This window comes from Leifsonia sp. KNZ13-11D, from assembly GCF_056754895.1.
This window is the reverse complement of record NZ_JBPGWU010000001.1, coordinates 2787826-2814677: the sequence shown is the minus strand read 5'-3', so window position 1 is coordinate 2814677 and position 26852 is coordinate 2787826. Positions and strand designations below refer to the sequence as shown.

At 70.0% G+C, this 26852-nt stretch carries 23 protein-coding genes and 1 pseudogene; 9 read left to right on the top strand and 15 right to left on the bottom strand.

All coding sequences use genetic code 11. The annotated features are described in order from the left end of the window. Positions 1–59: 59 nt before the first annotated feature. Both rsgA and aroA read right to left on the bottom strand, forming a co-directional pair. Entirely contained in the window at positions 60–1124 is a 1065-nt protein-coding gene (rsgA, locus tag ACR9Y5_RS13940) for a ribosome small subunit-dependent GTPase A (RefSeq protein ID WP_481298499.1), read from the bottom strand. Continuing rightward, complete coding sequence (gene aroA / locus ACR9Y5_RS13935) at positions 1121–2488, bottom strand: 3-phosphoshikimate 1-carboxyvinyltransferase (protein ID WP_481298498.1); 1368 nt, start codon at positions 2486–2488, stop codon at positions 1121–1123. The genes rsgA and aroA overlap by 4 nt, the downstream gene beginning before the upstream one ends. A 46-nt stretch (positions 2489–2534) precedes the next feature. Between aroA and ACR9Y5_RS13930 the strand changes: the two genes are divergently transcribed. Both ACR9Y5_RS13930 and ACR9Y5_RS13925 read left to right on the top strand, forming a co-directional pair. Further along, positions 2535–3254, top strand: a complete 720-nt coding sequence (locus ACR9Y5_RS13930) for a sigma-70 family RNA polymerase sigma factor (protein WP_481298497.1) — start codon at positions 2535–2537, stop codon at positions 3252–3254. Continuing rightward, positions 3251–3496: a zf-HC2 domain-containing protein gene (locus ACR9Y5_RS13925; RefSeq protein WP_481298496.1), complete on the top strand. Its 246-nt coding sequence runs from the start codon at positions 3251–3253 to the stop codon at positions 3494–3496. The genes ACR9Y5_RS13930 and ACR9Y5_RS13925 overlap by 4 nt, the downstream gene beginning before the upstream one ends. Before the next feature lie 11 nt (positions 3497–3507). Here ACR9Y5_RS13925 and ACR9Y5_RS13920 read toward each other — a convergent pair whose 3' ends face one another. Next, a complete protein-coding gene (locus ACR9Y5_RS13920) occupies positions 3508–4290 on the bottom strand; it encodes a VOC family protein (protein ID WP_481298495.1) in 783 nt (260 codons plus the stop codon). 90 nt (positions 4291–4380) lie between these two features. Then, complete coding sequence (locus tag ACR9Y5_RS13915; RefSeq protein WP_481298494.1) at positions 4381–8247, bottom strand: multifunctional oxoglutarate decarboxylase/oxoglutarate dehydrogenase thiamine pyrophosphate-binding subunit/dihydrolipoyllysine-residue succinyltransferase subunit; 3867 nt, start codon at positions 8245–8247, stop codon at positions 4381–4383. A gap of 135 nt (positions 8248–8382) precedes the next feature. Here ACR9Y5_RS13915 and guaB1 point away from each other — a divergent pair, with 135 nt between their 5' ends. Beyond that, positions 8383–9822, top strand: a complete 1440-nt coding sequence (gene guaB1 / locus ACR9Y5_RS13910; protein ID WP_481298493.1) for a GMP reductase — start codon at positions 8383–8385, stop codon at positions 9820–9822. A 96-nt stretch (positions 9823–9918) separates the two neighbouring features. On the opposite strand, the gene ACR9Y5_RS13905 is transcribed toward guaB1, so the two are convergent. From ACR9Y5_RS13905 to ACR9Y5_RS13880, 6 genes and pseudogenes are all read right to left on the bottom strand, one after another. Further along, the gene (locus tag ACR9Y5_RS13905) at positions 9919–11346 is read right to left on the bottom strand and encodes a DHA2 family efflux MFS transporter permease subunit (protein ID WP_481298492.1); all 1428 of its coding nucleotides are present in this window, start codon (positions 11344–11346) and stop codon (positions 9919–9921) included. A gap of 75 nt (positions 11347–11421) precedes the next feature. Continuing rightward, positions 11422–11973 carry a TetR/AcrR family transcriptional regulator gene (locus tag ACR9Y5_RS13900; RefSeq protein WP_481298491.1) on the bottom strand — a complete coding sequence of 184 codons (552 nt, stop codon included), beginning with the start codon at positions 11971–11973 and terminating at the stop codon, positions 11422–11424. Positions 11974–12035: 62 nt separating this feature from the next. Beyond that, a pseudogene (locus ACR9Y5_RS13895) lies at positions 12036–12413 on the bottom strand (CBS domain-containing protein); the annotation flags it as partial. Between the two features lie 81 nt (positions 12414–12494). Beyond that, positions 12495–14327 carry an ATP-dependent nuclease gene (locus ACR9Y5_RS13890; protein ID WP_481298490.1) on the bottom strand — a complete coding sequence of 611 codons (1833 nt, stop codon included), beginning with the start codon at positions 14325–14327 and terminating at the stop codon, positions 12495–12497. A gap of 37 nt (positions 14328–14364) precedes the next feature. Further along, on the bottom strand, positions 14365–15402 hold the full coding sequence (locus tag ACR9Y5_RS13885) for a hemolysin family protein (RefSeq protein ID WP_310134797.1): 1038 nt from the start codon (positions 15400–15402) through the stop codon (positions 14365–14367). Next, a complete protein-coding gene (locus ACR9Y5_RS13880; RefSeq protein ID WP_481298489.1) occupies positions 15395–16759 on the bottom strand; it encodes a hemolysin family protein in 1365 nt (454 codons plus the stop codon). The genes ACR9Y5_RS13885 and ACR9Y5_RS13880 overlap by 8 nt, the downstream gene beginning before the upstream one ends. A gap of 213 nt (positions 16760–16972) precedes the next feature. Here ACR9Y5_RS13880 and ACR9Y5_RS13875 point away from each other — a divergent pair, with 213 nt between their 5' ends. Next, on the top strand, positions 16973–17350 hold the full coding sequence (locus ACR9Y5_RS13875; RefSeq protein ID WP_481298488.1) for a VOC family protein: 378 nt from the start codon (positions 16973–16975) through the stop codon (positions 17348–17350). 16 nt (positions 17351–17366) lie between these two features. Here ACR9Y5_RS13875 and ACR9Y5_RS13870 read toward each other — a convergent pair whose 3' ends face one another. Continuing rightward, a complete protein-coding gene (locus tag ACR9Y5_RS13870) occupies positions 17367–18449 on the bottom strand; it encodes an NADH:flavin oxidoreductase/NADH oxidase (RefSeq protein WP_481298487.1) in 1083 nt (360 codons plus the stop codon). Between the two features lie 8 nt (positions 18450–18457). Then, entirely contained in the window at positions 18458–19075 is a 618-nt protein-coding gene (locus tag ACR9Y5_RS13865) for an HAD family hydrolase (protein WP_481298486.1), read from the bottom strand. Positions 19076–19122: 47 nt separating this feature from the next. On the opposite strand from ACR9Y5_RS13865, the gene ACR9Y5_RS13860 reads away from it, so the two are divergent. The 5 genes from ACR9Y5_RS13860 (at position 19123) to ACR9Y5_RS13840 (ending at position 23692) form a co-directional block, all read left to right on the top strand. Beyond that, positions 19123–20031 (top strand): ADP-dependent NAD(P)H-hydrate dehydratase, encoded by a 909-nt coding sequence (locus ACR9Y5_RS13860; protein WP_481298485.1) that lies wholly within the window; start codon positions 19123–19125, stop codon positions 20029–20031. 78 nt (positions 20032–20109) lie between these two features. Continuing rightward, entirely contained in the window at positions 20110–21450 is a 1341-nt protein-coding gene (locus tag ACR9Y5_RS13855; protein ID WP_481298484.1) for a hypothetical protein, read from the top strand. A 56-nt stretch (positions 21451–21506) separates the two neighbouring features. After that, on the top strand, positions 21507–21815 hold the full coding sequence (locus ACR9Y5_RS13850; RefSeq protein WP_481298483.1) for a thiamine-binding protein: 309 nt from the start codon (positions 21507–21509) through the stop codon (positions 21813–21815). 1 nt (position 21816) lies between these two features. Continuing rightward, the gene (locus ACR9Y5_RS13845) at positions 21817–22113 is read left to right on the top strand and encodes a hypothetical protein (protein WP_481298482.1); all 297 of its coding nucleotides are present in this window, start codon (positions 21817–21819) and stop codon (positions 22111–22113) included. Between the two features lie 286 nt (positions 22114–22399). Next, positions 22400–23692, top strand: coding sequence for an MFS transporter (locus ACR9Y5_RS13840; protein WP_481298481.1), 1293 nt, complete (start codon positions 22400–22402; stop codon positions 23690–23692). A gap of 79 nt (positions 23693–23771) precedes the next feature. Here ACR9Y5_RS13840 and ACR9Y5_RS13835 read toward each other — a convergent pair whose 3' ends face one another. The 3 genes from ACR9Y5_RS13835 to ACR9Y5_RS13825 are packed head-to-tail and all read right to left on the bottom strand — an operon-like array spanning position 23772 to position 26837. Continuing rightward, entirely contained in the window at positions 23772–24425 is a 654-nt protein-coding gene (locus tag ACR9Y5_RS13835) for a response regulator (RefSeq protein WP_310134815.1), read from the bottom strand. A gap of 31 nt (positions 24426–24456) precedes the next feature. After that, positions 24457–25674, bottom strand: a complete 1218-nt coding sequence (locus ACR9Y5_RS13830) for a hypothetical protein (RefSeq protein ID WP_481298480.1) — start codon at positions 25672–25674, stop codon at positions 24457–24459. Then, on the bottom strand, positions 25671–26837 hold the full coding sequence (locus tag ACR9Y5_RS13825; RefSeq protein ID WP_481298479.1) for a sensor histidine kinase: 1167 nt from the start codon (positions 26835–26837) through the stop codon (positions 25671–25673). The genes ACR9Y5_RS13830 and ACR9Y5_RS13825 overlap by 4 nt, the downstream gene beginning before the upstream one ends. Positions 26838–26852 lie beyond the last annotated feature (15 nt).

The following is a 26852-nucleotide window of genomic DNA, read 5'->3' as shown; positions in this document are numbered from 1 at the left end:
CCACCGGGTCAGCGCGGGAGGTCGGCGCGGGAGGTCGGCGCCGGAGGTCGGAGAGGACGTCAGCGGGCGAAGGTCAGCAGCAGCCGCTGGAGCGAATCCAGGCGCGCGCGCCCCGCCTCGCCGAGCTTGCCGGCCTCGACGGCCTCGATGATGGCGCAGTCGGGCGCGTCGGGAAGGTGGGTGCAGCCGCGCGGGCAGTCCTCGGCCAGCTCGGCGAGGTCCGTGAACGCCTTCAGGATGCTGTCGGTGTTGACGTGCCCCAGCCCGAACGAGCGCACGCCCGGGGTGTCGATCACCCAGCCGTGGCGGCCCGCCTCGTCCTCCACCCGGAGCGACACCGTCGAGGACGACGTGTGCCGGCCGCGACCCGTCACCACGTTGACGTGGCCGGTGGCCCGGTGCGCGCCGGGCACCAGGGCGTTCACGAGCGTCGACTTGCCGACCCCGGAGTGCCCCACCACGACCGTGTCGTGCCCGACCAGCGCCGCCCGGATGTCGTGCACCGGGATGTTGTCCTCGCGGCTCGTGAACACGGGCAGGTCGAGCCCGGCGAAGTTCTCGAGGAACGGCGCAGGATCTGCGAGGTCCGTCTTCGTGACGCACAGCATCGGCGCGATGCCCGCGTCGTACGCCGCGACGAGGTAACGGTCGACGAGGCGGGTGCGCGGCTCGGGGTTCGCCGCCGCCACCACGATGAGCATCTGGTCGGCGTTGGCGACGATCACGCGCTCGACCTCATCCGTGTCGTCGGCGCTGCGGCGCAGCAGCGTGGTGCGCGGCTCGATGCGGACGATCCGGGCGAGCGATCCCTCCTCGCCGGAGGTGTCGCCCACGACGGCGACCCGGTCGCCGTTCACGATCGGGTTCCGGCGCAGTTCGCTCGCCCGGGCCGCGGTGATCTGCCGCTCAGCGGGCGTGTCCTCGTCGAGCAGCACGGTGTAGCGGCCGCGGTCGACGCCCAGCACGCGGGCGATCTGCGCATCCGCGTGCTCGGGGCGCGTCTTGGTGCGCGGACGGTTCCCCTTCGGGTTCGGGCGCGAGCGGATGCTGGACTCGTCGTAGAGGTCGAACTCGTCGTCCTCCTCCTCACCGTCCGACCACCAGGGCCCGGTGCCGTCAGTCACGCGGCTCCGTCGCCCGGGTGCAGCATCCGGGTCCACAGCTCCGTGAACTGGGGGAGGGTCTTGGCGGTGGTGGCGACGTTCTCGATCTCGACGCCCGGCACCCGGAGGCCGACGATCGCACCGGCGGTCGCCATCCGGTGGTCCTCGTAGCTGCGCCAGACGCCGCCGTGCAGCGGGCGCGGCTCGATGCGGAGGCCGTCCTCGAGCTCGGTCACCGCACCGCCGAGACCGTTGATCTCCGCGGCCAGGGCCGCGAGACGGTCCGTCTCGTGGTGACGGATGTGACCGATGCCGGTGATCTCGCTCGGCCCGTCGGCGAGGGCGGCGATCGCCACGAGCGCGGGCGCGAGCTCGCCGCCGGTGGTCAGGTCGAGCGTCACGCCGTTCGGGCGCTCCGGACCGGTGACGGTCAGGCGGTCGCCGTCGCGGCTGACCGTCGCCCCGAACAGCGGCAGGAGGTCGGCGAGGTCGGCCCCCACCTGCGTGGTCGTGGCCGGCCAGCCGGTGATGGTGACGGTGCCGCCCGTGACGACCGCTGCCGCGAGGAACGGGGCGGCGTTCGACAGGTCCGGCTCGATGTCCACGTCGCGCGCGGCGATCGTGCCCGGGGCGACGATCCAGCGTCCGGTGGACGGCGACTCGACGGTCACCCCGCGCGCCGCCAGGGTCTCGATGGTCATCTCGATGTGCGGGAGGCTGGGAAGCCGCTCGCCCGAATGCGTGAGGTCGAGGCCGTTCTCGAAGCGGCTGGCCGACAGCAGCAGTGCGCTCACGAACTGGCTGGAGCTGGACGCATCCACCTCGATCGCTCCGCCGGCGACCGTGCCGGTGCCGTGGACGGTGAACGGGAGGGAGCCGCGGCCGTCGTCGTTCACGTCGACGCCGAGAGCGCGGAGGGCCGCGATGATGGCGCCCATCGGCCGTCCGCGGGCGGAGTCGTCGGCGTCGAACATCGTCGGCCCGAGCGCCAGCCCGGCGATCGGCGGGACGAACCGCATCACCGTCCCCGCCTGGCCGCACTCGATCGTGGTGCTGCCGAGCAGCTCGTCGGCCGGGGTGACCAGCAGGTCGGCGCCGAACGCGCCGGACCCGGGCCGCTCCTCCACCCCGACGCCCAGGGCGCGGAGCGCCTCGATCATGTTGGCGCTGTCCCGGGAGTGCAACGGCGCCCGCAGGAGGGACGGGCCGTCGGCGAGGGCGGACAGCACCAGCTCCCTCGCCGTCAGCGACTTGGAGCCGGGCAGCGAGACCGTCGCGGCCACAGGGCCGTCTGCGACGGGCGCGGGCCACAGCGTGTTCGGCTCGTCGGCGCGGTTGTCGCCGTACGGGTCGAAGTCCGGAGCGGAATATTTCGAGATCAGCATTGTTGTCAAGATTATCCGTGATCGCACCACCCGGAAGGAATCATCCATGGCCGCCACCGCTGTGCTCGACGCCCCGCGCGTCCTCGCAGACGACGAGCGCGACCTGGAGGCCCGCTGGGGCGCTGTGCGGGCGTCCGAACTAGACTGGCCGGTGATGAGCACCGAGACCGAGGATACGGGCAGCCTCTTCGAGGAGCAGGCCCTGCCTTTCATGGACCAGCTGTACGCGGCTGCCCTGCGGATGACGCGGAACCCGTCCGACGCGCAGGACCTCGTGCAGGAGACGTTCGTGAAGGCGTACGCGGCCTTCAACCAGTTCCAGCAGGGCACCAACCTGAAGGCCTGGCTGTACCGCATCCTCACCAACACGTTCATCAACACGTACCGCAAGAAGCAGCGCGAGCCCTACCAGGGGACCATCGACGAGCTCGAGGACTGGCAGCTCGGCGGCGCCGAGTCGATGTCCTCGTCGTCGAGCCGCTCGGCCGAGGCCGAGGCGATCGACCACCTGCCGGACAGCGCCGTCAAGGACGCGCTGCAGGCCATCCCGGAGGACTTCCGGCTGGCCGTGTACCTCGCCGATGTCGAGGGATTCTCCTATCAGGAGATCGCCGACATCATGAAGACCCCGATCGGCACCGTGATGAGCCGCCTGCACCGCGGCCGTCGCATGCTGCGGGAGCTTCTGACCGACTACGCGCACGAGCGCGGGCTCTCCGCCGTTCAGGGAGACCGTGCCGTGCAGACCACCAGGAGCAAAAAATGACGGACTGCGGCTGCGAGAAGGCGAAGGCCGAACTCGAAGAGTACCTGCGCAACGAACTGTGCAGCGAGGATGCTGCCGATGTGCGCGAGCACCTGGCGAACTGCGCCGGATGCTCCGACGAGGCGCACCTCAACGTGGTGCTGACCGAGGTCGTGCAGCGGGCGTGCAGGGAGACGGCGCCCGAGACGCTGCGCACCGAGGTGCTGCTGCGCATCCGCTCCTTCCAGGCGACCGTCCACTGAGGCGGTAGCGGTCAGGCGGCGCTGCCCGACCCGACCTCGTGGAGGAAGAAGAGCCCTCCGAGCGGGTCGTTGACCTGCGCGAACCGGCCGAATTCGCTGTCCCAGGGGTCGCGGATGACGGTTCCGCCCAGCTCGATGACCCGCTGCGACGCCGCGGCCGCGTCGGCCACGCCGAAGTAGATGACCCAGTGCGAGGGGACGCCCTCCGGGAGCATCCCGTTCGCGTCGAAGACGCCGCCGCTCGGTGAAGCCGGGTCGCCGAACGTCGAATACCGGAAGTCGGCGGTGTCGCCGAGAACCTGCGTGGTCCAGCCGAAGACCTTCGTGTAGAAGTCGACCTGCGCCCGGAAGTCGCGGGCGTAGAGCTCGTGCCACGCCGGCGCGCCGACCTCGGCGACGAGGTCGAAGCCGCGGTGCTGCTCCGGATCCCACAGTCCGACGACGGCGCCTCCCGGGTCGGCGATGACGGCCATCCTCCCCTGCTCGCCGACGAGCATGGTCGGGGCGATCACCTGGGCTCCCGCCCGGAGGGAGGCGCGCTCGGCCTCGCCGGCGTCCTCGACCAGGAGGTACGTCAGCCAGCTGTTCCCCTGCGCGTCGCCCATCGTCGGGCCGAGACCGGCCACGGCGCGACCGTCGCGCCGGAACGTCACGTAGCCGCCGTACTCCTCGCCCGCTGTGTCGGCGGTCCAGCCGAACAGCGCACTGTAGAAGTCCCGCGCGCGCGGCACGTCGGTGCTCGAGTAGTCGACCCAGCAGGGCTCTCCGAGGCGGTGGTTGGTCACGACGGTCATGGGCTCAACCTACGCCGATCGGGACGGGACGCGCGAGAGAGCCCCCGGGTCCTATCGGACCGGGGGCTCTCGTCGCAGCGGGAGCGCCGCCTAGAGCGTCAGCGCGCGCTGGATGAGCACCGACTGCTCCTGCGCGTGGCGCTTCGCCGAGCCGGCGGCCGGCGACGCCGACGGCGGACGCGAGACGACGCCGAGCGGGCGCGGGCCGAGCTTGGAGGTCTCCAGGATCATGAACGGCCAGGCGCCCTGGTTCTCGGGCTCGTCCTGCACCCACACGAGTTCGGCGTCGGGGTAGGAGTCGACGACCGCCTTGAGTTCTGCGCCGGGCAGCGGGTAGAACTGCTCGACCCGCACCAGGGCGATCTCCGGGTTCGGCTTCTTCTCCAGCTCGTTGAGGAGGTCGTAGTAGAGCTTCCCAGCGAGCAGCAGGACGCGCTTCACGGCGCCCTTGTCGGTGATCCGCTGGTCGTCGATCACCGGCTCGAAGCGGCCGGTGGTGAAGTCCTCGACGTTGCTGGACGCCCCGCGCAGGCGCAGCATCGCCTTCGGGGTGAAGACGACCAGCGGCCGGCGCGGACGCGCGTACGCCTGGCGGCGCAGGAGGTGGAAGTACGACGCCGGGGTCGAGGGACGGGCGACGGTCATGTTGTTCTCGGCGCACAGCTGCAGGTACCGCTCGATGCGGGCGCTGGAGTGGTCCGGCCCCTGACCCTCGTAGCCGTGCGGGAGGAGCAGCACCAGCGACGAGCGCTGGCCCCACTTCTGCTCGGCCGAGGAGATGAACTCGTCGATGATGATCTGCGCGCCGTTGGCGAAGTCGCCGAACTGGGCCTCCCAGAGCACCAGCGCATCCGCCCGCTCCACCGAGTAGCCGTACTCGAAGCCCATCGCGGCGTACTCGCTCAGCAGAGAGTCGTAGATCCAGAACTTGGCCTGGTTGTCGCTGAGGTTCGCGAGCGGCAGCCACTCCTGGCCGTTGACCCGGTCGTGCAGCACGGCGTGGCGCTGCACGAAGGTGCCGCGCCGCGCGTCCTGACCGGCCAGGCGCACGGGCGTGCCCTCGACCAGCAGCGAGCCGAGGGCGAGCAGCTCGCCGAAGCCCCAGTCGATGCCGCCGTTGCGGCTCATCTCGCTACGCTTGTTGAGCAGCTGCTGCAGTTTCGGGTGCACCGTGAAGCCGGCGGGCGGGTTGTTGAACGCGTCCCCGATCATGTGGATGACCTGCTCGCTGACCGCGGTCGTCTCGGGCTCGCCGACGTTGTCGTTGACATCCGACTGCACCGGCTTCTCGAGGTCGGCGGAGGTGTCGGCGTCGATCACGGGCGTGGAGTTGGTCTGCGCCGCGTGCGTCTCCATGAAGGCGCGCTCCAGGCGGTCCTGGAAGTCGCGGTGCGCCTGCTCGTACTCCTCTTCGGTGATGTCGCCGCGGCCGACCAGTGCCTCGGTGTAGAGGCGGCGGACCGAGCGCTTCGCCTCGATGAGGCTGTACATCAGCGGCTGGGTCATCGACGGGTCGTCGCCCTCGTTGTGCCCGCGGCGCCGGTAGCAGACCAGGTCGATGACGACGTCGCGCTTGAACTCCTGGCGGTAGGCGAACGCGATCTCCGCGACCCGCACGACGGCCTCGGGGTCGTCGCCGTTCACGTGGAAGATCGGGGCCTGGATGGTCTTCGCCACGTCGGTCGAGTAGACCGAGCTGCGGCCCTCCCCGGGAGGCGTGGTGAAGCCGACCTGGTTGTTGATGTTGACGTGGATGGTGCCACCGGTCTTGTACGCGCGCAGCTGCGACATCTGCATCTGCTCGACCACGATGCCCTGGCCGGCCATCGCCGCGTCGCCGTGGATGAGGATCGGCAGCGTCAGGAAGGTGCCGGCGGGGCGGCGGTCCTGCTTGGCCCGCACGATGCCCTCCAGGACGCCGTCGACGGCCTCCAGGTGCGACGGGTTCGCCGCGAGGTACACGGGGATCTCCTCGCCGGCGGCTCCCTTGAAGGTGCCCTCGGTGCCCAGGTGGTACTTGACGTCGCCGGAGCCCTGCACGGTGCGCGGGTCCTGCGTGCCCTCGAACTCGCGGAAGATCTGGCCGTACGTCTTGCCGGCGATGTTCGTCAGCACGTTGAGGCGGCCGCGGTGCGCCATGCCGATGGCGACCTCGTCCATCCCGGCCTCCGCGGCGCCCTGCAGGATCGCGTCGAGCAGGGCGATCGTGGACTCGCCGCCCTCCAGGCTGAACCGCTTCTGGCCGACGTACTTGGTCTGCAGGAAGGTCTCGAAGGCCTCCGCCTCGTTCAGCTTGCCGAGGATGCGCAGCTGCTCGTCGTGGTTCGGCTTCTCGTAGGGGCGCTCCAGCTTGTCCTGGAACCACTTGCGCTGTGCCGGGTCCTGGATGTGCATGTACTCGATGCCGACCGTGCGGCAGTAGGAGTCGCGGAGCACGCCGAGGATGTCGCGCAGCTTCATCTTGCGCTTGTCGCCGCCGAACTGGCCGGTGACGAACTCACGGTCGAGGTCCCAGAACGTGAGGCCGTGGTTCTCGATCTCGAGGTCGGGGTGCGAGCGCTGCTTGTACTCGAGCGGGTCGATGTCGGCCATCAGGTGGCCGCGCACGCGGAACGAGTTGATCAGCTCCTGCACGCGGGCGGTCTTGTCGACGGCGCTGGCCAGGTCGACGCTGATGTCCGGGTTCCAGTGGATCGGCATGTACGGGATGCGCAGCTCGGCGAAGATGTCCTCGTAGAAGTTGCGCTTGCCGATCAGCATCTCGTGCACGATCTTGAGGAACTCGCCCGAACCGGCGCCCTGGATGACGCGGTGGTCGTAGGTGCTCGTCAGCGTGATCGTCTTGCCGATCGCGAGACCGGCGAGCGTCTTCTCGCTGGAGCCCTGGAACTCGGCCGGGTACTCGAGGGCGCCGGCGCCGATGATGCAGCCCTGCCCCTTCATGAGCCGCGGGACGGAGTGGACGGTGCCGATGCCGCCCGGGTTGGTGAGCGAGATCGTGGTGCCGGCGAAGTCGCCGGCCGCGAGCTTGTTGTTGCGGGCCTTGCTGACCAGCTCCTCGTACGCGGCGAGGTAGTCGCCGAAGCGCATCGTGTCGGCGCGCTTGATGCTCGGCACGAGGAGGGCGCGCGTCCCGTCGGGCTTCGGCAGGTCGATCGCGATGCCGAGGTTGATGTGCGCCGGGGCGACGACCGACGGCTTCCCGTCGACCTCGTCGTAGTAGACGTTCTGGCTCGGGAACTCCTTGAGCGCCTGGATGAGCGCCCAGCCGATGAGGTGCGTGAAGGAGACCTTGCCGCCGCGGGCGCGCTTCAGGTGGTTGTTGATGACGATGCGGTTGTCGATCATCAGCTTCGCCGGGATGGTGCGGACGCTGGTCGCCGTCGGGACGGTGAGCGACGCATCCATGTTGGTGGCGAGCGTCTTGGACATGCCGCGCAGCGGCGTGATCTTGTCCTCTTCGGCCGCCTCGACGGTCGCGTTGGGCGCGGTGACCGGGGCGTCGGCCGGGACCGGCTGGGGCTTCGGAGCGACGGAGGTGGTGCGCGCGACGGGCTGCTGGCCGATCACCGGGACGGGGGTGGTGACGGGCTTGGGCTCGTTCGGGTGGGGCTCGGGGGCGCCCCCCGCGGGCGAAACCGGGGTCGTCGGCGGCGCCGGCGTGGTCGGCTCGGACGGGCTCGGGACGGTCGGCTCGGCCGGGCTCGGAGCCGTCGGCTCGGAGGGGGTCGGGGCGGTGGGCTCGGACGGCGTCGGAGCGGGGGTCTCGTCCGGCGACGGCGTGGAGTCGTCCGCTACGGCCGGGTGGTAGTGCTCGAGGATCGGCCACCAGGATTTGTCGACCGAGTTCTTGTCGTGGACGAACTGCTCGTACAGCTCGTCCACGAGCCACTCGTTGGCTCCGAATTCGCCCGAGGAGCCGTCTTCGGTCCCTACTCCGGTCAACTGGCTCGACACAGCCGATCGCCCACTCTCTTCGTTGATTCGTCCTGTCCGGGCGGCGTTCGACCACCCGCATCCATCCGATCCTCAAGCCTAATCCCATCGGTCCGCCGGTGCAGGCGCTCAGCCGAGCGGGATAGCGTTATTCCCATGCAGTTCTATGGAACATCGCCGCGCCACGACCTCACCTACTCCGACGTGTTCCTCGTGCCGTCGCGCTCCGACGTCACGAGCCGTCTCGATGTGTCGCTCGCCCCCGACGACGGCACCGGTGCCACCATCCCGATCGTGTCCGCCAACATGAACTCGGTGACCGGCAAGCGGCTCGCCGCGACCCTCGCGCGCCGTGGCGGTCTCGGCGTGCTGCCGCAGGACATGCACCTGCAGGACCTCGACGAGGCGATCCGCTGGGTGAAGGCGCAGCCGGTCGCCTTCGACACCCCGTACGATGCCCGCCCGGAGGAATCCGTGGCCGACGTGCTGCGCCGCATCCCGCCGGTGGAGGGCCACGGCATCGTGGTGAGCGACTCCGCCGGCGCATACCTCGGCTGCCTGGCCGCCGTCCAGCTCGGCTCCGCGCTGCCGGACGCGCGCATCGGCGACCTGCTGCACGGGGCGCTGACCTCCCTGGACGCGGAGGACCTCACCGACGGCAAGGCCGCTTTCCGGGTGATGGATGCGGCGGGACTCGAGTTCGCCCCGGTGCTCGACCACGGCCGCGTCGTCGGGACGCTGTCGAAGCGCAGCGCGCTGCGCTCCACCATCTACACGCCCGCCCTCGACGCCAACGGCCGCCTGCGCGTCGCCGCCGCCGTCGGCATCAACGGCGATGTCGCGGGCAAGGCGAAGGCGCTCGCCGCGGCGGGCGTCGACGTGCTCGTCATCGACACGGCGCACGGCGACCAGGACGGCATGATCCGCGCCATCCGCATCGTCAAGGAGCTGGACCTCGGGCTGCCGATCGTCGCCGGCAACGTGGTCACCGAGCAGGCGGTGCGCGACCTCGTCGCCGCCGGCGCGGACATCCTCAAGGTCGGTGTCGGGCCCGGCGCGATGTGCACCACGCGCATGATGACGGCGGTCGGGCGCCCGCAGTTCTCCGCGGTGCTCGAGACCAGTGCCGCGGCGCGCGAGCTCGGCGCCCACGTGTGGGCGGACGGCGGGGTCCGCTATCCGCGCGACGTCGCGCTGGCGCTCGCCGCGGGCGGCGCCTCCGTGATGATCGGGTCCTGGTTCGCGGGCACGATCGAGGCCCCCGGACAGCTCGACCGGGATGCGAAGGGCGCGCTCTACAAGGAGAGCTGGGGCATGGCGTCCACCAAGGCGGTCAAGGGCCGGTTCGAGCGGCTCGACGCCTACGAGCTGGCCCGCAAGGAGCTCTTCGCCGAGGGCATCTCGAGCTCGCGCATCTACCTGGACCCGCTGCGCCCGTCGGTCGAGGACCTGCTCGACATGATCACGACCGGCGTCCGCAGCTCCTTCACCTACGCGGGTGCACGGTCGGTGGTGGAGTTCCATGAGCGGGCGCTCGTCGGCATCCAGTCGGCCGCCGGCTACGAGGAGGGCAAGGCGCTCCCGGTCAGCTGGTAGCGGTGCCCCGCGCGCGACTGCGGCGCCACGGAACAGTTGCGGTGCGTCGAGCACCCGCATACGTTCCGTGGCGCCGCAGTCGCGCCGCCCGGGGTCTCAGCGCCGGCGCACCAGCAGCGTGACGGCGCCGCCGACGATCGCGAGCACCGCGACGCCCAGGAACAGCAGCAGGAATCCGCCGGCGGCGGCGTCGGCCGCGCCGCTTCCCGCGTCCAGCAGGGTCGAGGTGCGGGCGGAGGCGACGCCGCCGAGGACGGCGAGTCCGAGCGCGCCGCCGATCTGCTGTGCGGTGTTGACCAGGCCGCTGGCCAGGCCGGACTCCGACTCCGGCACGCCGCGCACGGCGAGCTGGGTGACGGTGACGAAGGAGGCGCCCAGGCCGAGACCGATGACGATGCTCGGCAGGATGAACCCGGCGGCGAACCCCGTGCTGCCCGCGAGGGCGAACCAGAGGACCCCGGCGGCGAGCACGACGAGCGCACCGGCCAGCGTCGGGCGGAGCCCGGCCCGGGCGACCACGGCGGGGACGACGCCGGCGATCGCGACCAGCGCGACGGCGAGGGGCAGCTGGCTGAGTCCGGCGGCCAGCGCATCCAGGTGCAGCACCTCCTGCAGGTAGACCGACAGCGCGAAGAACAGCGCGACCGTGGCGCCGCCGACCAGCAGCATCACGATGTCGCCGGCGAGGGCGTCGCGGTTGCGGAAGAAGGAGAACGGCAACAGGGCGTGCTCGGTGCGGCGTTCGATCAGCACGAACACGGTGAGCAGGACCACCGCGGCGGACGTGAGCCCGAGGACGATCGGGCTCGTCCAGCCGAGCGTTCCACCCTCGCTGAGCGCGGCGACGGCCGCCGCGAGCCCGAGCGTCGCGGTCGCGGCACCCGCCGCATCCATCCGCTCGGCGCTGCCCGCCCGGTCGCGGCTGATCAGGAACGGGATGACCGCGAGCACGAGGATGCCGACGGGCACGTTCACGAAGAAGACGGCGGACCAGCCGAACGCCGCGGTGAGCACGCCGCCGAGCAGGACGCCGGCCGCGCTGCCCATCCCGGCCACCGCGCCCCACAGGCCCAGGGCCTTGCCGCGCGCCTCGGCGTCGGGGAAGAGCTGCGTCAGCAGCGCGAGCGACGCGGGCGCCAGCAGCGCGGCGAACGCGCCCTGCACGGCTCGTGCGCCGAGCAGCATGGTGCCGTTCACCGCGAGACCGGCGGCGAGTGACGCCAGTGCGAAGCCGGCGACGCCGACGAGGAAGACCCGGCGGTGCCCGAACCGGTCGGCGAGACGGCCGCCGAGCAGGAGGAGACCGCCGAACGGCAGCACGTAGGCGGTCACAACCCAGGCGAGCGCTGCGGTGTCGAGCCCGAGGGCGGTGCCGACGGTGGGCAGGGCGATGTTCACGATGGAGGCGTCGAGCACCACCAGGAACTGGGCGAGGGCGAGGACGCCGAGCGCCCACCAGCGGTGGCTGCTGCGGGAGGTGGCGGCGCGCGGGGCCGCGACCACGGGAGCGGTGTGTGTCGTCATGGTTCTGCCTTTCATGTGAGTGATTGATCAATCACTTTCGGGTGCCGCAAGAAGCCGGCCGGGTGGATGGTGAGGTCAGTGGTGCCGGATGCCGTTCGTGAGCGTGCGCGCCCACTCCTCGGGGATCTCCTCGAGACCTGCGGTGACCACGAGGTGGCACAGCTGGCCGTAGGCGATGAAGCGCTGCACGGCGTCGGGGTCGGCGCCCGAGCGGATGCCGGCGAAGCGGGTGATGCGTGCAAGCCCGCGCCGCAGCGCGTCCCGGATCTCCGGGGTGTCGGACGCCGACTGCGCGTGCACCTGGAGCATGAGCAGCGAGCGGTCGGAGATGAGCTGGGCGTACGCGTCGCCCATCCGGTCGAGGATCGCCGTGGGCGTCTGCCCGTCGGCGGCCCGTGCGCCCTCCTCCAGCGCCTGCTCGATGCGCTCGTAGCACCGCTCCAGCGCGGCCACGAACAGGCCCTCCTTGCTCGGGAAGAGCTTGAAGACGTACGCGGGGGAGATGTCGGCAGCGCTGGCGACCGCTGCGATCGGGGTGCCGAGATAGCCGCCGACCGCGAAGGTCGCGATCGCCCTGTCGAGCACCGCCTCGCGGCGGTCGTCTGCGGTGGAGAGGGTTCGTGCCATGTGAGTGACTGTACACTCACCCTTCTCGACGTGTCAACGACCGCGGTCGATTCCCTCCCGGGTCAGGTCCGCCGGGTCGCGTCCTGCACTTCGCCGACCAGCTCCTCGATGATGTCCTCCAGGAACAGCACGCCGGCGGTCGCGCCCTCACCGTCGACCACGCGCGCCAGGTGACTGCCCGAGCGGCGCATGGTGGCGAGGGCGTCCTCCAGGTCGCTCCCGGAGAAGACGGTCACCAGGCGGCGGATGCGCTTGGCGGGCACCGGGAGCTCGAAGCCGGTCTCCTCCAGGTCGAGCACGTCCTTGAGGTGGAGGTAGCCGGTCGGCTCGCCATCGGCGTCGGGTACGACGTACCGCGAGAAGCCGTGCTTCGCCACGGCCTTCTCGACGTCCTTCGGCGTGGGGGAGGACGGGAGGGTGACCAGCGCGTCGAGCGCGACTGGTAGCCCTGGCGGGCATCGACTCAGGAGCGGGCGCGTCGATCGTGTACTTGGGTGCCTTCCTGCGGTTGGCGGACGAGCCTAAACGGCTGCTTCGATACTTCGAAGGACTGCGGCCATCTCCGTAGCGATCTCAGTTCTTCTGTGTCCGCTCGCGAGGGCCGAAGTGGAGAGGGTGCGAAGCTTCTTGGCCTGGAGTCGGCCGTTGAGCTGTGAAAGCACTTGTTTCGGCGGACAAACCGACAGCCGATATTCCAGATCCCCCCACTTTGCGTCAAAGTCGGCCTTGAAAGCCTTCGTGACATCGACGCGATGCCGATGTGCTGTTACCTCCGTATTCAAGGTTTCGTCGTGTCGGCGACTAAAAACGTCGGATTCCATCTCGCGTGTGATCTCGTCAAGTGATTGACTCACCTCGTGTAGTGGCATCCCGCTCAGTCGGGCTATGACCGATGGAGTTAACAGATAGCTTTCGAGCTCTTTGCGCTCCCAGATGTGTGCGTTGACGGCCTCGGCCTCGAACTTACCCACAACTTCGTTGCATGTTTCGGTGCTGCGATAGTCCCGGTCCAATATGACGAAGGTCCGGATTGCGTTCGGCAATAGTTCATCGCATAACCACCTGAATGGCTCAACCTGACCCCAATTGCTGTACCCCTGAAGTGCGATCACCGAAATCCCGATTTCGCCAGCCAGTGAGTCCAGGCCGAGAGCCTTGGCGAAACGCCTGAGGACAACCATGTCCTGCCCTTCCACGAAAACTGCCACTCGAGATCGCAGTGCTCGCGCTAGGCGAAGGTTGAAGGCTGTTCCCAAAGCGTTGGATAGCATCTCAAACTGCGCATCCGACTTCGGCCGGCTCGCCCGCTTTCGGGACTTGTCAACGAGCACGGTAAGTCGTCCATCGGACTCGGTAACCATTTCGGTTGAGTGCGTGGCAACCACAATCTGGCGCCCCGTCGACTCAAGGAGGCGGACGAGTCGACGCTGTAGATCCGGATGCAGGTATACCTCAGGCTCGTCAAGGACGATGGTTGAGTAGTCCCGAACACGGTGAATGTGATAAAGCAACTGAAGCCAGACTTGGATCCCGTCCCCGAGCCAGACGACCTCCTTGGGTACTCGGCTGTCCTCCTCGTAGAAGTACAGTTTGAGCACCGCGCCCTCATCTGCGTGTTCGATGGAGAGCGAATCGTAAGTTAACTCGCTCATCCATGGGCTGGCCCACTCAAGGAAACCGTCGAGGAGAATGTCACCTCGTAGGATGCGGATCTGATTTCGGAAATGGCGACTGCTCAGGCGGCCGGCGATATTGCCTCTAACGTACTCCTCGGCCAATAGCTTCTCGCTTTGCTCGACGGGTCCAAGGATCGGAATGATGCCTAGCGGCTCGAACGAAGCTTTTGCTTCCGTCGGTGACTTTACTGAGGCCCCATTCTCAGACTCCATATAGAAAAACGGCTCGACGCTGTCGTCTCCGGTCTCTTCCGGCCACACGGCCGTAAGTCGCGATCCGCTTTTCCATTCGAGCTCCAGCCGCGCCTCACTCGTCCCGAATTCATGCCGCACGCTATCTTGTAGGGCGGGGAATTCGCGCAAGATGAGAGGGTAACTCGGCCGGCGAATTCCGGCATCGAGCGTCATGGTTTCAGTCTTTCGACGGTAGGCGTATCTCATGAGAACGTCTGCCACCCGAAGCGCCGTAAGGATTGTTGACTTGCCTGCGTTGTTCGGCCCTACGAGGTACGCACCCTCGCCGAATGTGACGGTAAAATCCTTCAACGATCGGAAGTTGACCAGCCGAAGTTGTTTGAGCAAGCGCGCCTCCAGCTTTGTGCCGTGGGCTTGCCAATTTACATAACAATGCAAGGTCATAAAGGCCGACACGCCACGACCGGAAGAATTTTGCTCCATCGAGGCCTCGCTTGTCGCGCCTCATAGCCGTCCGCGGTCAGGTCCGCCGGGTCGCGTCCTGCACTTCGCCGACCAGCTCCTCGATGATGTCCTCCAGGAACAGCACGCCGGCGGTCGCGCCCTCACCGTCGACCACGCGCGCCAGGTGACTGCCCGAGCGGCGCATGGTGGCGAGGGCGTCCTCCAGGTCGCTGCCGGAGAAGACGGTCACCAGGCGGCGGATGCGCTTGGCGGGCACCGGGAGCTCGAAGCCGGTCTCCTCCAGGTCGAGCACGTCCTTGAGGTGGAGGTAGCCGGTCGGCTCGCCATCGGCGTCGGGTACGACGTACCGCGAGAAGCCGTGCTTCGCCACGGCCTTCTCGACGTCCTTCGGCGTGGGGGAGGACGGGAGGGTGACCAGCGCGTCGAGCGCGACGGCGACATCCCGCACCTTCTTCTCGGTGAACTCGAATGCCGCCGTCAGTGCTCCCGTGCGGTCGGTGAGCACACCCTCCCTCGTCGACTGGGAGACGATCGTCGCCACCTCGTCGAGGGTGAACGTGCTCGCGGCCTCGTCCTTCGGCTCGACGCGGAACAGCCGCAGCACGGCGTTCGCGCTCGCGTTCAGAGCCACGATGATCGGCCGCACGGCACGTCCGATGCCGACCAGTGGCGGCGCCAGCAGGAGCGCAGCCTTGTCGGGCATCGAGAACGAGATGTTCTTCGGCACCATCTCGCCGAACACCACGTGCAGGAAGGAGACGACCACCAGCGCCACGATGAACGCGATCGTGCCGATGACCTCCTCCGACCATCCGGTCGCGTGCAGCGGCACCTCCAGCAGGTGATGGATGGCCGGCTCCGAGACGTTCAGGATCAGCAGCGAGCACACCGTGATGCCGAGCTGCGTGGTCGCCAGCATCAGGGTCGCGTGCTCCATCGCGAACAGCGCCGTCTTGGCGCTCCGCTTGCCCCGCTCCGCGAGCGGCTCGATCTGGGAGCGGCGGGCGGAGATGACGGCGAACTCCGCGCCGACGAAGAAGGCGTTGACGGCGAGCAGCACCACGAGCCACGCGATCCCTGCCCAGTCACTCATGGGCGGCCCCCTCTCCGTTCGCGCTCTTCGCATTCGCGTTCTCGCCGACGGGCACCGGGTCCGGCGTGTACCGGATGCGGTCGACCCGCCGGCCGTCAAGGCGCTCGACGCGCAGCGTCCCGCCCTCGATGGCGACCTCGTCGCCCACCTTCGGCAGGCGGCCCAGCTCGTTCATGACGAAACCGGCGACGGTCTCGTACGGACCGTCCTCCGGAACGGTGACCCCTGCGCGCTCCTCCAGTTCGTCGGGGCGCAGGATGCCCGGGAACGTGATCGAGTCGCGTCCGCGGATGACGCCGGCACGGGTGCGGTCGTGCTCGTCCGCGACCTCGCCGACGATCTCCTCCACGAGGTCTTCGAGGGTCGCGATGCCGGACGTGCCGCCGTACTCGTCGACGACGATCGCCAGCTGGTAGCCGCGCCCGCGCAGCTCGCCCAGGAGGGTGTCCAGGTTCATGGTCTCGGGCACGCGGAGCGGGTCGGTCATCAGCGCCGACGCGGGGACCCGGCCGCGGCGCTGCCGGGGCACGGCGACCGCTTGCTTGACGTGCACCACGCCGAGCACGTCGTCGATGTCGTCGCCGATCACCGGGAAGCGGGAGTAGCCGGTACGGCGCGCGAGCTCGGCGACGGCCTGGGCGGACTCCGTGCGCTGCACCGTCTCGATCCGCGGCCGGGGCGTCATCACGTCCGACGCGTTGCGCGACGAGAACGCCAGGGTGCGGCTGAGCAGCGTCGCCGTGTCCTCCTCCAGCACGCCGGCGCTCGCCGAGCGCCGGACCAGGGACGACAGCTCATCGGCCGTGCGCGCGCCCGACAGCTCCTCCTTCGGCTCGACGCCGAGCAGGCGGAGGAACCCGTTGGCGGTGCCGTTCAGCAGGGCCACGAACGGCCGGAACACGGTGGTGAACACCGTCTGGAACGGGATGACCAGCTTGGCCGTCGCCAGCGGCAGGGCGAGGGCGAAGTTCTTCGGGACGAGCTCGCCGAGGATCATCGAGAGCAGGGTCGCGACGGCGATGGCGACGATCGACGCGATCACGGTGACCGCACCCTCCGGGAGCCCGGTCGCCGTCAGCGGGCCGCGCAGCAGCGAGCTGATGGCCGGCTCCATCGTGTAACCGGTGAGCAGCGTGGTCAGGGTGATGCCGAGCTGGGCGCTGGACAGGTGGGTGGACGTGATCTTCAGCGCCGCGATCGTCATGGCGAGCCGCGACTCGCCGCGCTCCCGTCGGGCCTCGAGATCGCCGCGGTCGAGGTTGACGAGGGCGAACTCGCTGGCGACGAACAGGCCGGTGCCGATGGTGAGCAGAAGGCCGACGCCCAGCAGGATCCACTCAGAGAGCACGGCGTTCACCTCGCACGCTCCGTGGCGGGCGCGCCTCGAGGAATGGGCTACGAGAGGGAGGGTCGTCCATGTGTCGGCCAGTATATCGAGGCTCGATGCGCCGCCTGCGGGACTTCTCAGGCGGATTCCCAGCCGCGACCGTGACGGGGTAGAACCGCGATTCCAGGAGCAGAGCGTTCCTCCCGCGCGCGTATCGTGCCCCCCGGATGAAGGAGGATTCTCATGCTGGAGACGTGTGTCACGTACTCCGTCCTTCCTGCCTCCGACCTGCAGCGTGCCACTGCGTGGTACCGCGACAAGCTGGAGCTCGAACCGGAGCAGACGAACGAAGGCGGCGTGCTGTACGGCACGGGATCGGACGCCAAGATCTACGTGTACGAGACGGCCAACGCCGGTACCGCGAAGAACACCTCGATGTGCTGGCTGGTCGACGACATCGAGGCGACGATGGCGCACCTGCGCGAGCGGGGGGTCGAGTTCGCGGACTACGACTTCCCCGGGCTCACGACGGTGAACGGCATCGCCACCGACGAGATGGGGCGGTCGGCCTGGTTCCAGGACAGCGAGGGCAACTACCTCTGCCTGACGCAGCCGACGTGATCTCAGCCGGCGCCGCTCAGTGGCGCCAGCGCGCCCGCTCGTACTGCGGCGGCCAGTACCCGATCTCGACGCCCAGCTCGTGGGCGGCGCGGAGGGGGAAGTGCGGGTCGCGCAGCAGTTCGCGGGCGAGCATGACGGCATCCGCCTGACCGCTCTCGACGATCTCAGCCGCCTGCTGGGGCGTCGTGATGAGCCCGACCGCGCTCACATCCACGTCGGATGTGCTGCGCACGTGGTGCGCGAACGGCACCTGGTAGCCCGGCTCGACCGGGATGCGGATGCCCGCCTGGATGCCGCCGCTGGAGATGTCGAAGAAGTCGGCGCCGGCGTCCTGCGCCCACGAGGCGACGGTCGCCGTCTGGTGCTCGTCCCAGCCGCCCTCGGTCCAGTCGCTGGCGGAGAAGCGGACGAACAGGGGAGCGTCGGGTGCCTCCTCGCGCACGGCGGCGATCACGCGGAGCAGCAGGCGCGCCCGGTTCTCCAGCGAGCCGCCGTACTCGTCGGTGCGCAGGTTGGAGATCGGGGACAGGAACTGGTGCAGCAGGTAGCCGTGCGCGGCGTGCAACTCGAGCACACGGAACCCGGCCCCGATCGACCGCCGCGTCGCAGCGCGGAAGTCCTCGACGACGGTGTCGATACCGGCCGGGTCGAGCTCCTGCGGCACGTCGTAGCCCTCGAAGGCGACGGCCGAGGGGGCGACCGTGCGCCAGCCGCCCTCGCTCTCGGGGACGGTGCCCGTGCGGCCCTCGAAGCCCCAGGCCGCCCAGCTCGACGCTTTGCGGCCGGCATGGGCGAGCTGGATGCCGGGGACGGCGCCCTGCTCCTCGACGAAGGCGACGATCGGCTTCCACGCGTCGCGCTGCTCATCCGTCCAGATCCCTGTGTCCTGCGGGCTGATGCGGCCCTCCGGGCTGACCGCGGTCGCCTCGCTGAAGACGATGCCGCTCCCGCCGGTGGCCAGGGAGCCCAGGTGGACGAGGTGCCACGTGTTCGGGACGCCGGACTGGTCCAGCACCGAGTACTGGCACATCGGCGAGGCCCAGATACGGTTGCGCGCGGTCACGCCGCGCAGTGTCAGGGGGTCGAAAAGAGAGGGCATGTCGTTATCTAAGACCCGAGCGCGTCGAGATATGCCCGGAGATCCTGAGGAGTCGTGAAGACATGGCCCGCGATGCCGAGGGCTTCGGCCCCGCGCACGTTGGCCTCCTTGTTGTCGATGAAGACCGTCTGCCCGGGCGTCACGCCGAGTTCCGCCATCACGTGCTCGAAGATGTCGGCGCTCGGTTTGATCGTGCCGAGCTCACCGCTCACGAAGACCTTCTCGAACAGGTCGCCGAGGGTCCCGTGCCGGAAGTAGGAGCCGAAATCGCGTCCCGCGTTCGAGAGCAGCGCCATCCGGGTGCCGCCGGCCTTGAGGTCGAGCAGCACGTCGAGCGTGTCGTGGTCGATGGTGAGCCAGCTGCGGAAGTCGGCCAGCCACAACCGGTGGATCGTCGCATCGCCCCAGCTCTCGCCGAGCTCCCGCTCGATGCCGCGCCAGTACGACTGGATGCTCAGGGTGCCCTGGTCGAGAGCATCCCGGTGCCGCCAGTACGCCGGCCAGAAGACCTCGGCCTCACCGCCGGCGAGTTCGGCCAGCGCGGAGCGATCCTCCTGCGTGGGGGTCGTCGAGATGACCTCTCCGTAGTCGAACACGACCACTTTGCCGGGGATGCTGATCGCCATGCCCCCAACCTATCGCGGGGTCCTATCGTGAGGTCGGAAGGGGTTCGATGGTGGCGGGCGCACGCGCGCTCAGCTGCGACGAGGAGCGGAGGCGGCCGGTGACCGGATGGCGGAACTGGGACGAGGGGGACGCGGCGGCCTGGATCGCCGTGCCGCAGGAGTCGAGCGACAAGTACTCGCGCGGCGTGCTCGGGGTGGTCACGGGCTCGGACCGCTATCCGGGCGCCGCCGTGCTCGGCGTCGAGGGGGCGTCGCGCACCGGCGTCGGCATGATCCGGTACCTGGGCGCCGACCGGCCCTCCGACCTGGTGATGCGGCGCCGGCCGGAGATCGTGACTGCGCCGGGACGGGTGCAGGGCTGGCTGCTCGGCTCGGGCATGGATGCGTCGGCCCGGCCCGACGACGACGCCCAGCGCCTCCGCGCGGCCCTGCGCGACGGCACGCCCCTGGTGATCGACGCCGGCGCGCTCGACCTGGTCGGCCGGGCGTCGGCGCCGGTCATCGTCACCCCCCACTTCCGCGAACTGGCGACGATGCTCGCGCCGGGCGCCGATGACGACTCGGACGCGGTGACCGCCGACGACATCGCCGCCGACCCGGGCGACTGGGCCATGCGCGCCGCGGACAGCCTGGGGGTGACCGTCCTCCTGAAGGGCAGCACCACCTATGTGGCCGCCCCGGGCGGACCCCGCTACGCGGTGACAGCCGGCCCCGCGTGGCTGGCGACCGCGGGCAGCGGCGACGTGCTGGGAGGGGTGCTGGGGGCTCTCGTGGCGACGCACGCCCGCGAGATCGACGAGGACGGGCACGCGGCGCTCGCCGCCCTCGGCGCGACGGCCGCCTGGGTGCACGGCCGGGCGGGGGAGCGGGCGGCGGACGGCGGCCCGATCGTGGCGCTCGACATCGTGGGAGCGCTGCCGGGCGTGGTGCGCGACCTGGTCCGTGCCCAGCGCTGACTGCCGGCCGGCGCTCGCTGACCGCTGACCGGCCGCAGTTCAGGAGCCCGGCCACGGCATCCCCTAGGATGTGGCGACATGGGGATGGAAGCGGCGCCGGTTCCCGCCCCGGCGACCCCGCGCGCGGAACCCGGAGCCCTCCGTCGCGCCGTCTACAGCCCGCTCTCGCTCTGGATCGCATTCCTCGCCGTGCACCTCATCGTCGCCGGCCTGGCACTCGATCAGGGCAAGGGCCTCGGCGACGTGTTCCTCGTCTACAAGCCCTGGGCCCAGCTGGCCGCCCAGGGCACCCAGATCGTCGGGGTCAACTCGGACTGGGTGTACCCGTTCGGCGCCATCGTGCCGATCATGCTCCCGCTGCTGTTCGGCAGCGACGGGTACGTCTGGGGCTGGCTGAACCTGGTCATGCTGCTCAACGCGGCCGCGTTCGCCGTGCTGATCGTGGGGCGCGAACCGCGCCGGCTGATCGCCGCCTGGTGGTGGCTCGCGTTCCTGCTCCTGCTCGGCCCGATCGCGGTCGGCCGGCTGGACGCGGTCTCCGCCTCCCTCGCGATCGTCGGGCTCCTCTGGCTGACCCTGCACGAGCGGGCGGCCGTCGTGGTGCTGACCGCGGCGACCTGGATCAAGGTGTGGCCCGCCGCCATCGTGCTCGCCGCCGTCGTCGCCCTCCGCTCGCGCTGGCACATCGTCCTCGTCGCGGTCGTCACCTCGGCCGTGATCGCGGCGGTGCCGTTGATCTTCGGCGCCGGTTGGCACCTCCTGAGCTTCATCACCATGCAGACCGACCGCGGACTGCAGATCGAGGCGCCGGTCAGCACCATCTGGATGTGGCAGGCGGCGTTCCACGTGCCGGGGGCGGAGGTCTACTACGACCGTCAGCTGCTCACCTTCCAGGTGAGCGGGCAGGGGACGGAGGCTGCGGGTTCGCTCATGAACCCGTTGTTCGGCCTGACCGCCGTCGTGGTCACGCTGATCGGGGTCCGCGCGGTGCGGCGCGGCACGCCGTACACGCGCATCCTGCCCGAGCTGTCGCTCGCGCTGGTGACCGCGTTCATCGCGTTCAACAAGGTCGGGTCGCCGCAGTACGTGGTGTGGCTCGCGGCGCCGGTCGTGATCGGGCTCGCCTACCAGGGCAGGGGATTCCGCGTCCCCGCGGTGCTGGTGCTCGTCACGGCAGGCCTCACGCAGGTGTTCTACCCGTTCCTGTACGACTGGCTGCTCGTGCCCGACCCTGCGATGGTCGCGGTGCTGACGCTGCGCAACCTGATGTACTTCGTGATCCTGGGCTGGACCATCGCGGCGCTCTGGCGCAAGCGGCACCGCCAGGAGGCGGCCGGCGACCTGGTGCCGGCCCATGCGTGGCCGTTCCGCTCGGCGCCCGGGGCGCACGCGGAACCGGTCGGGGGCGACCCGCGCTGAGCCAACCCGCGCTGATGCGACCCGCGCCGAGGCGCGGACGGAAGAAGGAGGAAGACATGCTGGTGGCGTTCTCTGTCGCCCCGAGCGGGGGCGAAGGCGCGGATGGGTCCGTGCATGACGCGGTCGCCGCGGCCGTGCGCGTGGTGCGCGAGTCGGGCCTCCCGAATCGCACGGACGCGATGTTCACGACCATCGAGGGTGAGTGGGACGAGGTGTTCGACGTCGTCCGCCGCGCGACCGAGGCGGTGGGGCGCTACGGGACGCGGGTGTCGCTCGTCCTGAAGGCGGACATCCGCCCCGGGTACTCGGGCGAGCTCGACGGCAAGGTGCAGCGTCTCGAGGCGGCACTGGAGTCGGGCGACTGACGTGGACCTGTACACGCTGGTCAGCCTCGTCTTCGGACTGTTGGTCGCGTTCGGGCCGCTGCTGGCGATCGTGGCGGTGCTCGTCGCGGTGCTCGTCGGAGGGCTGCTGGTCGGCGTCGTCATCGTCGCGATCGTCGGCGCGGTGCGGACCCGCGTGGCGCCTCCGGAGGAGACGCGCGACGTCGACGTCGCGGAGTTCTTCGAGGAGCAGACGACGGCGCCCGGCGCGGCTGCTGGCGGGGCCGGCGCCCCCGCGGCCGGCGCGGCCGCTGGCGCCCCCGGCGAGCCACGCGCCTAAGCGCGCGCCCCTCACGCCTTCGTCGGTCGCCCGTGCGCACATTCGTGCCGAATGACGCCTCTGAGCCCGTCTTTGCGGACATTCGGCACGAATGTCCGCGCCGCCGACGCCCGAGGCCGATCTGGCAGGCCTCCGTCGCGGGACATTCGTGCCGAATGTCTGCTCTGCGCCGGACGTTCTCGACATTCGGCACGAATGTGCGCCCCGCGCCCGCTTGCGATTTTGTGCCAAAATCGCCGGGGTGCGGGCGGCAGCGGGTCGAAACGATTCGATATAGGGTAGGCGGGTGACCCCGCTTATCGACGGGCCGGCGCAGATGTCGTCGGCCCGTATTCGTCTTGCGCTGCTGGCGCTCGCCCTCGGTGGCTTCGGCATCGGATCCACCGAGTTCGTGGCGATGGGCCTCCTGCCCGACATCGCCCACGACCTGCTGCCGCAGCTGTACGCGGCGTCGCCGAGCGATGCGAACGCGCAGGCGGGGTGGATCATCTCGGCGTACGCCCTCGGGGTCGTGGTCGGCGCACCGACGATCGCCGCCTTCGCCGCCCGCTGGCCGCGCAAGAAGCTCCTGCTGTGGCTGCTCGTCGCGTTCACGGTCGGGACGCTCGCCTCGGCGGTCGCCCCCACCTTCCAGCTCGTGATGCTGGCACGCTTCGTCTCGGCGCTGCCGCACGGCGCCTACTTCGGCATCGCATCGCTGGTCGCCGCGTCGCTGATGGGTCCGGGCCGACGCGGTCGGGGGGTGGCGTTCGTACTGTCGGGGCTCACCATCGCGAACGTCATCGGCGTGCCGACGATCACCTGGATCGGTCAGCACAGCGGGTGGCGCATCGCCTACCTGGTGGTCGCCGCGCTCTTCGCCCTGACGTTCGTGGCGGTGGCCTTCCTGGTGCCATGGCAGGCAGGGGACGCCCGCGCGACCGTCCACAACGAACTGAAGGCGTTCACGCGGCTGCAGGTCTGGCTCGCCCTGCTGGTCGGCGCTGTCGGGTTCGGCGGCTTCTTCGCCGTCTACACGTACATCGCGCCGATCGTGACCACGATCACGGGGATGCCCGAGGCGACCGTCCCGCTGGTCCTCGTGCTCGTGGGGCTGGGCATGACGGTCGGCAACATCGTCGGCGGGCGCGCGGCCGACCACAGCGTCCCCCGCAGCATGCTGCTGTTCTTCGCCATCCTGCTTTTCGGGCTCGCCGTGCTCTGGCTCACCGCATCCACGGTCGCCGGCCTGCTGATCTCGGTATTCGTGGTGTCGGGCGCGTGCTCGGCGCTGTCGCCGACCATCCAGACCCGGCTGATGGATGTGGCGCGCGACAGCCAGTCGATCGCCGCGGCGCTGAACCACTCGGCGCTCAACATCGCGAACGCCGCCGGAGCGTTCTTCGGCGGTCTGACGATCGCCGCGGGTCTCGGCTACCTGTCGCCGGTCGTGGTGGGCGGGCTGCTCGCCATCGGCGGAATCGTGCTGGCGCTGATCTCGTTCGGCATCGACCGGTCGCGCATCCGCCGCGGTGTGGCGACCGGGTCGATCGCTGCCCAGCGGCCGCTTCCGCAGCCGGTCTCGGCCCCCGTGGACTGACGGCCCCGCGAGGGCCGGGCAGCGCAGGGCGCGCACGCCCACGCCGCGCGGCGTGCAGCCCGCGCGAGAACCGGCCGGCTCAGTCGTTCTGCAGCAGGATGCCGTCCTGGATGGCGCGCTTCCGCAGGGCGACCTTGGTGCCCACGTCGTAGCCGGCCACCCGGTACTTCTCGCGGATGCGCTTGAGGTAGCTCTTGGCCGTCTCGTCCGAGATGCCCAGCTGGAAGGCGACGGCCTTGACCGGTTCGCCCGCGCCGTAGAGAGCCATCACCCGGCGCTCCTGGGCGCTCAGCTTCGGCGCACCGCCGGCCTCGCCGGCGTTCAGCGCCAGGTCGAGCTCGGCCGAGATGAACGACTCGCCCTTGCGGGCGGCGCGGATCGCCTCGACGATCATCTCCGCATCCTCGCTCTTCACGAGGTAACCCATGGCGCCCGCCGCCAGCGCCTCGCGGACGACCGCGGGCTCCGAGTAGGTGCTCATCAGCACGGTCGCAACACCGGTCGTCTTCAGCGTGGAGAGCTTCAGCGAGATCGGGATGTTGTCCTTCAGGTCGAGGTCGAGCAGTACGACGTCGACCGGGAACTCGGGGTGCGTGAGCAGTTCCGGCCAGCTCGCGACCGCTGCGACCATGCGGATGTCGTCCGCAGCACTACGGATCCATTCGGTCAGCGCGCCGAGCAGCATCTTGTGGTCGTCGACGATCGCGATCCGAATCGGCGGTTCCTCGCCCATGATGTGCCTCTCTCTATCCCGTTCGGCTGGTTCAGCCCAGCTCCGCAGACGTGTCCCTCACCGTGGTGATCTCGATGCGCAGGGCCGATCCGGAGAACGACTCGACGTAGCGTCCCACCTTACGGATAGCTTGCCATGCCGCGGGGTCTACCCCGTTTCGCGGCACACCGCTCGTCGAGATCGCGATCGTCATGGTCGCGCCCGGGTTCGCGGTGCGCGGATACGTGCCCACCGGCCGGGAGAGGTCGAGGGTGAGCGTACGCGGCAGTCCGGCGCCCGTGCGCACCGGGTCGCTGATCAGCAGCCACACGGCGGTGAGGAGGCCGTCGCGCTGATCGCGGTTGAGTCCGGCCGCGAGCCCGTCCGGGTCGGTCAGCGTCACCGACGGGCCCAACAGGGCCGACTCGGTGACCGCATGGTAGAGCCACGTCTCCTTGCGGCCCTGGATGAGGTGGAGCCGGAGCTCGGTGGCGATACTGGCCGCGGCGTCCGCCGTGTCCTCGTCGAGCGGGAGCGCGGTGCGCCCGGTCGCGACGCCGTCAAGAAGGCGCTCGGCGGCGAGGTCGAGCCGTGCGAGCTCCTCGGAGGCGAGCATCCCGATGGCGTAGCCGGGCGAGACGACCGTGCTCTGCACCTGCACCAGGTCGAGCTCGAGTTGGACGAGGGTGCGCAGCGAGCGGACGATCTGGACACCGACGAGCGGGGGAGCGACCGCGATGGCCACCGTCGCGAAGCCCGGTCCGAGCAGCTGGAGGTCGGGGAGCGCCCGCCAGATCACCACGACGGCGAGGACGGCGCCGAGAGCGGCCGTCGCGATCACGATGTCGCGCGCCGGCCGCACGGGGACGCAGAGCAGCAGCGCCGGGCCGACGGCGGCTGCGGCGGTGAGCGGGACGATCGCGCCGCCGGCCGGCCACGTGCCGGCGATGTCGAGCGCGACCGCCGCAGCCCACACCCCGAGGGCGCCGAGATACAGCCAGAGCGGCAGCTCGGCGGGCAGCCGGAAACGCAGCACCAGTGCCGCGACGAGCGTGACCGAGACGAGCACCCAGGCGGCGATCGTGAGCCCCAGGAACGCGTACTCCGGCACGTTCAGCCCGAACAGGATGAGCAGGAACGCGATCAGCGACACCGTCGCGACGTTGAAGCCGAGGTCGAGTCGTGCGCGGCCGAGCGCATCCCGCTCGTCACCGGCGGCGCCGCGCGCCACCGGGTTGCGGGGCACGGTCCGTTCGTCGACGCGGGTCATTTGGGCACCTCCAGCACCACCGTCGTCCCGCTGCCGGGCGAGGAGAACAGGCGGGCGTTGCCGCCGACATCGCGCAGCCGGGCGACGATCGACTCGGTGAAGCCGAGACGCCCGGTGTCGATCGTCTCCACGTCGAAGCCCTTGCCCGCGTCCGTGACCATGGCCCGGACGTTCGTCTCGTCGTCCGTGATGGTGACGTGCGCCTCGTTGACGCCGGAGTGCCTGCGGACGTTCTCCAGGCACTCGCCGAGGGCGAGCAGGAACGCGTCCAGCACATCCGAGGGCAGCAGCACCTGCCCCGCGCCGTGCCAGTTGACCTCGAGCCCCATGCGGCGGAAGCGCTGCTTGACCGACTCCAGCGTCTTGCCGAGGGTGGACTCCTCCACCGGCTTGAGCTTGTAGTCGCCCGAGCGGGCCGGGTCGGGCGTGAAGCCGAGGCGCAGCTGCCGCAGCAGGGCCGCATCCTCTGCCGCCTGTTCCCGCAGCGCGCCGTGGCTGACGCCCACTCCGGAGTGCGCGAGCAGCGTGAGGGTCGCCAGCACGGTGTCGTGCAGCAGGCGGGCGCTCTGCCGGCGGCGCGCCTCGGTCTCGCTCGCCTGGCGTTCGACGCGGTACGCGCGGCTCATGGTCGAGATGCGCTTCAGCGTCCGGGGGACGGTACGCGACAGCCAGATCCCGGTCGCCGTCAGCGCGACCCAGCCGGTGACGGTGAAGACGAGCGGCTCCACCAGACGTGAGTGCGTCATCCCGAGCGTCACGCCGAGAGCCGCCAGCGTCGCCGCGGCCGCGACTACCAGGAGCAGCACGCGGGCGCGGGAGGTGACGGCCAGCACGGCGACGCAGGCGACGGAAGCGGCGCCGACCACCCCCACCGCACTGATGGCGGAGGGTCCCAGGGCGGACCCGGGGAGCATGTGGAGAAGGATGAGCGCGACCCCCGCGACCACGATGACCCACATCCACAGGGTCAGCCGCAGCAGTCCGGCGAGCTGCCACTGCGCGTAGCCCATGCAGAGCACCAACACCAGGGATGCCAGGTAGAGCGGCAGCGGCAGCGAACCGGGCACGCTCAGGCAGAGCAGCGCGGTGACCGTCGCGGTGAGGCCGACCGTGCGTGCCGTCGAGGCGAGGAGACGATCACGCTCCTTCTGGATGCGCGACATGCCCCTCCATCCTCC

Coding starts and splice junctions, on each gene's coding strand:
- ACR9Y5_RS13855 (WP_481298484.1), top strand. CDS start 20,110: ATGGGGATGGAAGCGGCGCCGGTTCCCGCCCCGGCGACCCCGCGCGCG.
- ACR9Y5_RS13830 (WP_481298480.1), bottom strand. CDS start 25,674: ATGACCCGCGTCGACGAACGGACCGTGCCCCGCAACCCGGTGGCGCGC.
- ACR9Y5_RS13835 (WP_310134815.1), bottom strand. CDS start 24,425: ATGGGCGAGGAACCGCCGATTCGGATCGCGATCGTCGACGACCACAAG.
- aroA (WP_481298498.1), bottom strand. CDS start 2,488: ATGCTGATCTCGAAATATTCCGCTCCGGACTTCGACCCGTACGGCGAC.
- ACR9Y5_RS13870 (WP_481298487.1), bottom strand. CDS start 18,449: ATGCCCTCTCTTTTCGACCCCCTGACACTGCGCGGCGTGACCGCGCGC.
- ACR9Y5_RS13875 (WP_481298488.1), top strand. CDS start 16,973: ATGCTGGAGACGTGTGTCACGTACTCCGTCCTTCCTGCCTCCGACCTG.
- ACR9Y5_RS13825 (WP_481298479.1), bottom strand. CDS start 26,837: ATGTCGCGCATCCAGAAGGAGCGTGATCGTCTCCTCGCCTCGACGGCA.
- ACR9Y5_RS13905 (WP_481298492.1), bottom strand. CDS start 11,346: ATGACGACACACACCGCTCCCGTGGTCGCGGCCCCGCGCGCCGCCACC.
- ACR9Y5_RS13850 (WP_481298483.1), top strand. CDS start 21,507: ATGCTGGTGGCGTTCTCTGTCGCCCCGAGCGGGGGCGAAGGCGCGGAT.
- guaB1 (WP_481298493.1), top strand. CDS start 8,383: ATGCAGTTCTATGGAACATCGCCGCGCCACGACCTCACCTACTCCGAC.
- ACR9Y5_RS13930 (WP_481298497.1), top strand. CDS start 2,535: ATGGCCGCCACCGCTGTGCTCGACGCCCCGCGCGTCCTCGCAGACGAC.
- ACR9Y5_RS13920 (WP_481298495.1), bottom strand. CDS start 4,290: ATGACCGTCGTGACCAACCACCGCCTCGGAGAGCCCTGCTGGGTCGAC.
- ACR9Y5_RS13900 (WP_481298491.1), bottom strand. CDS start 11,973: ATGGCACGAACCCTCTCCACCGCAGACGACCGCCGCGAGGCGGTGCTC.
- ACR9Y5_RS13925 (WP_481298496.1), top strand. CDS start 3,251: ATGACGGACTGCGGCTGCGAGAAGGCGAAGGCCGAACTCGAAGAGTAC.
- ACR9Y5_RS13865 (WP_481298486.1), bottom strand. CDS start 19,075: ATGGCGATCAGCATCCCCGGCAAAGTGGTCGTGTTCGACTACGGAGAG.
- ACR9Y5_RS13885 (WP_310134797.1), bottom strand. CDS start 15,402: ATGAGTGACTGGGCAGGGATCGCGTGGCTCGTGGTGCTGCTCGCCGTC.
- ACR9Y5_RS13860 (WP_481298485.1), top strand. CDS start 19,123: ATGGTGGCGGGCGCACGCGCGCTCAGCTGCGACGAGGAGCGGAGGCGG.
- ACR9Y5_RS13890 (WP_481298490.1), bottom strand. CDS start 14,327: ATGGAGCAAAATTCTTCCGGTCGTGGCGTGTCGGCCTTTATGACCTTG.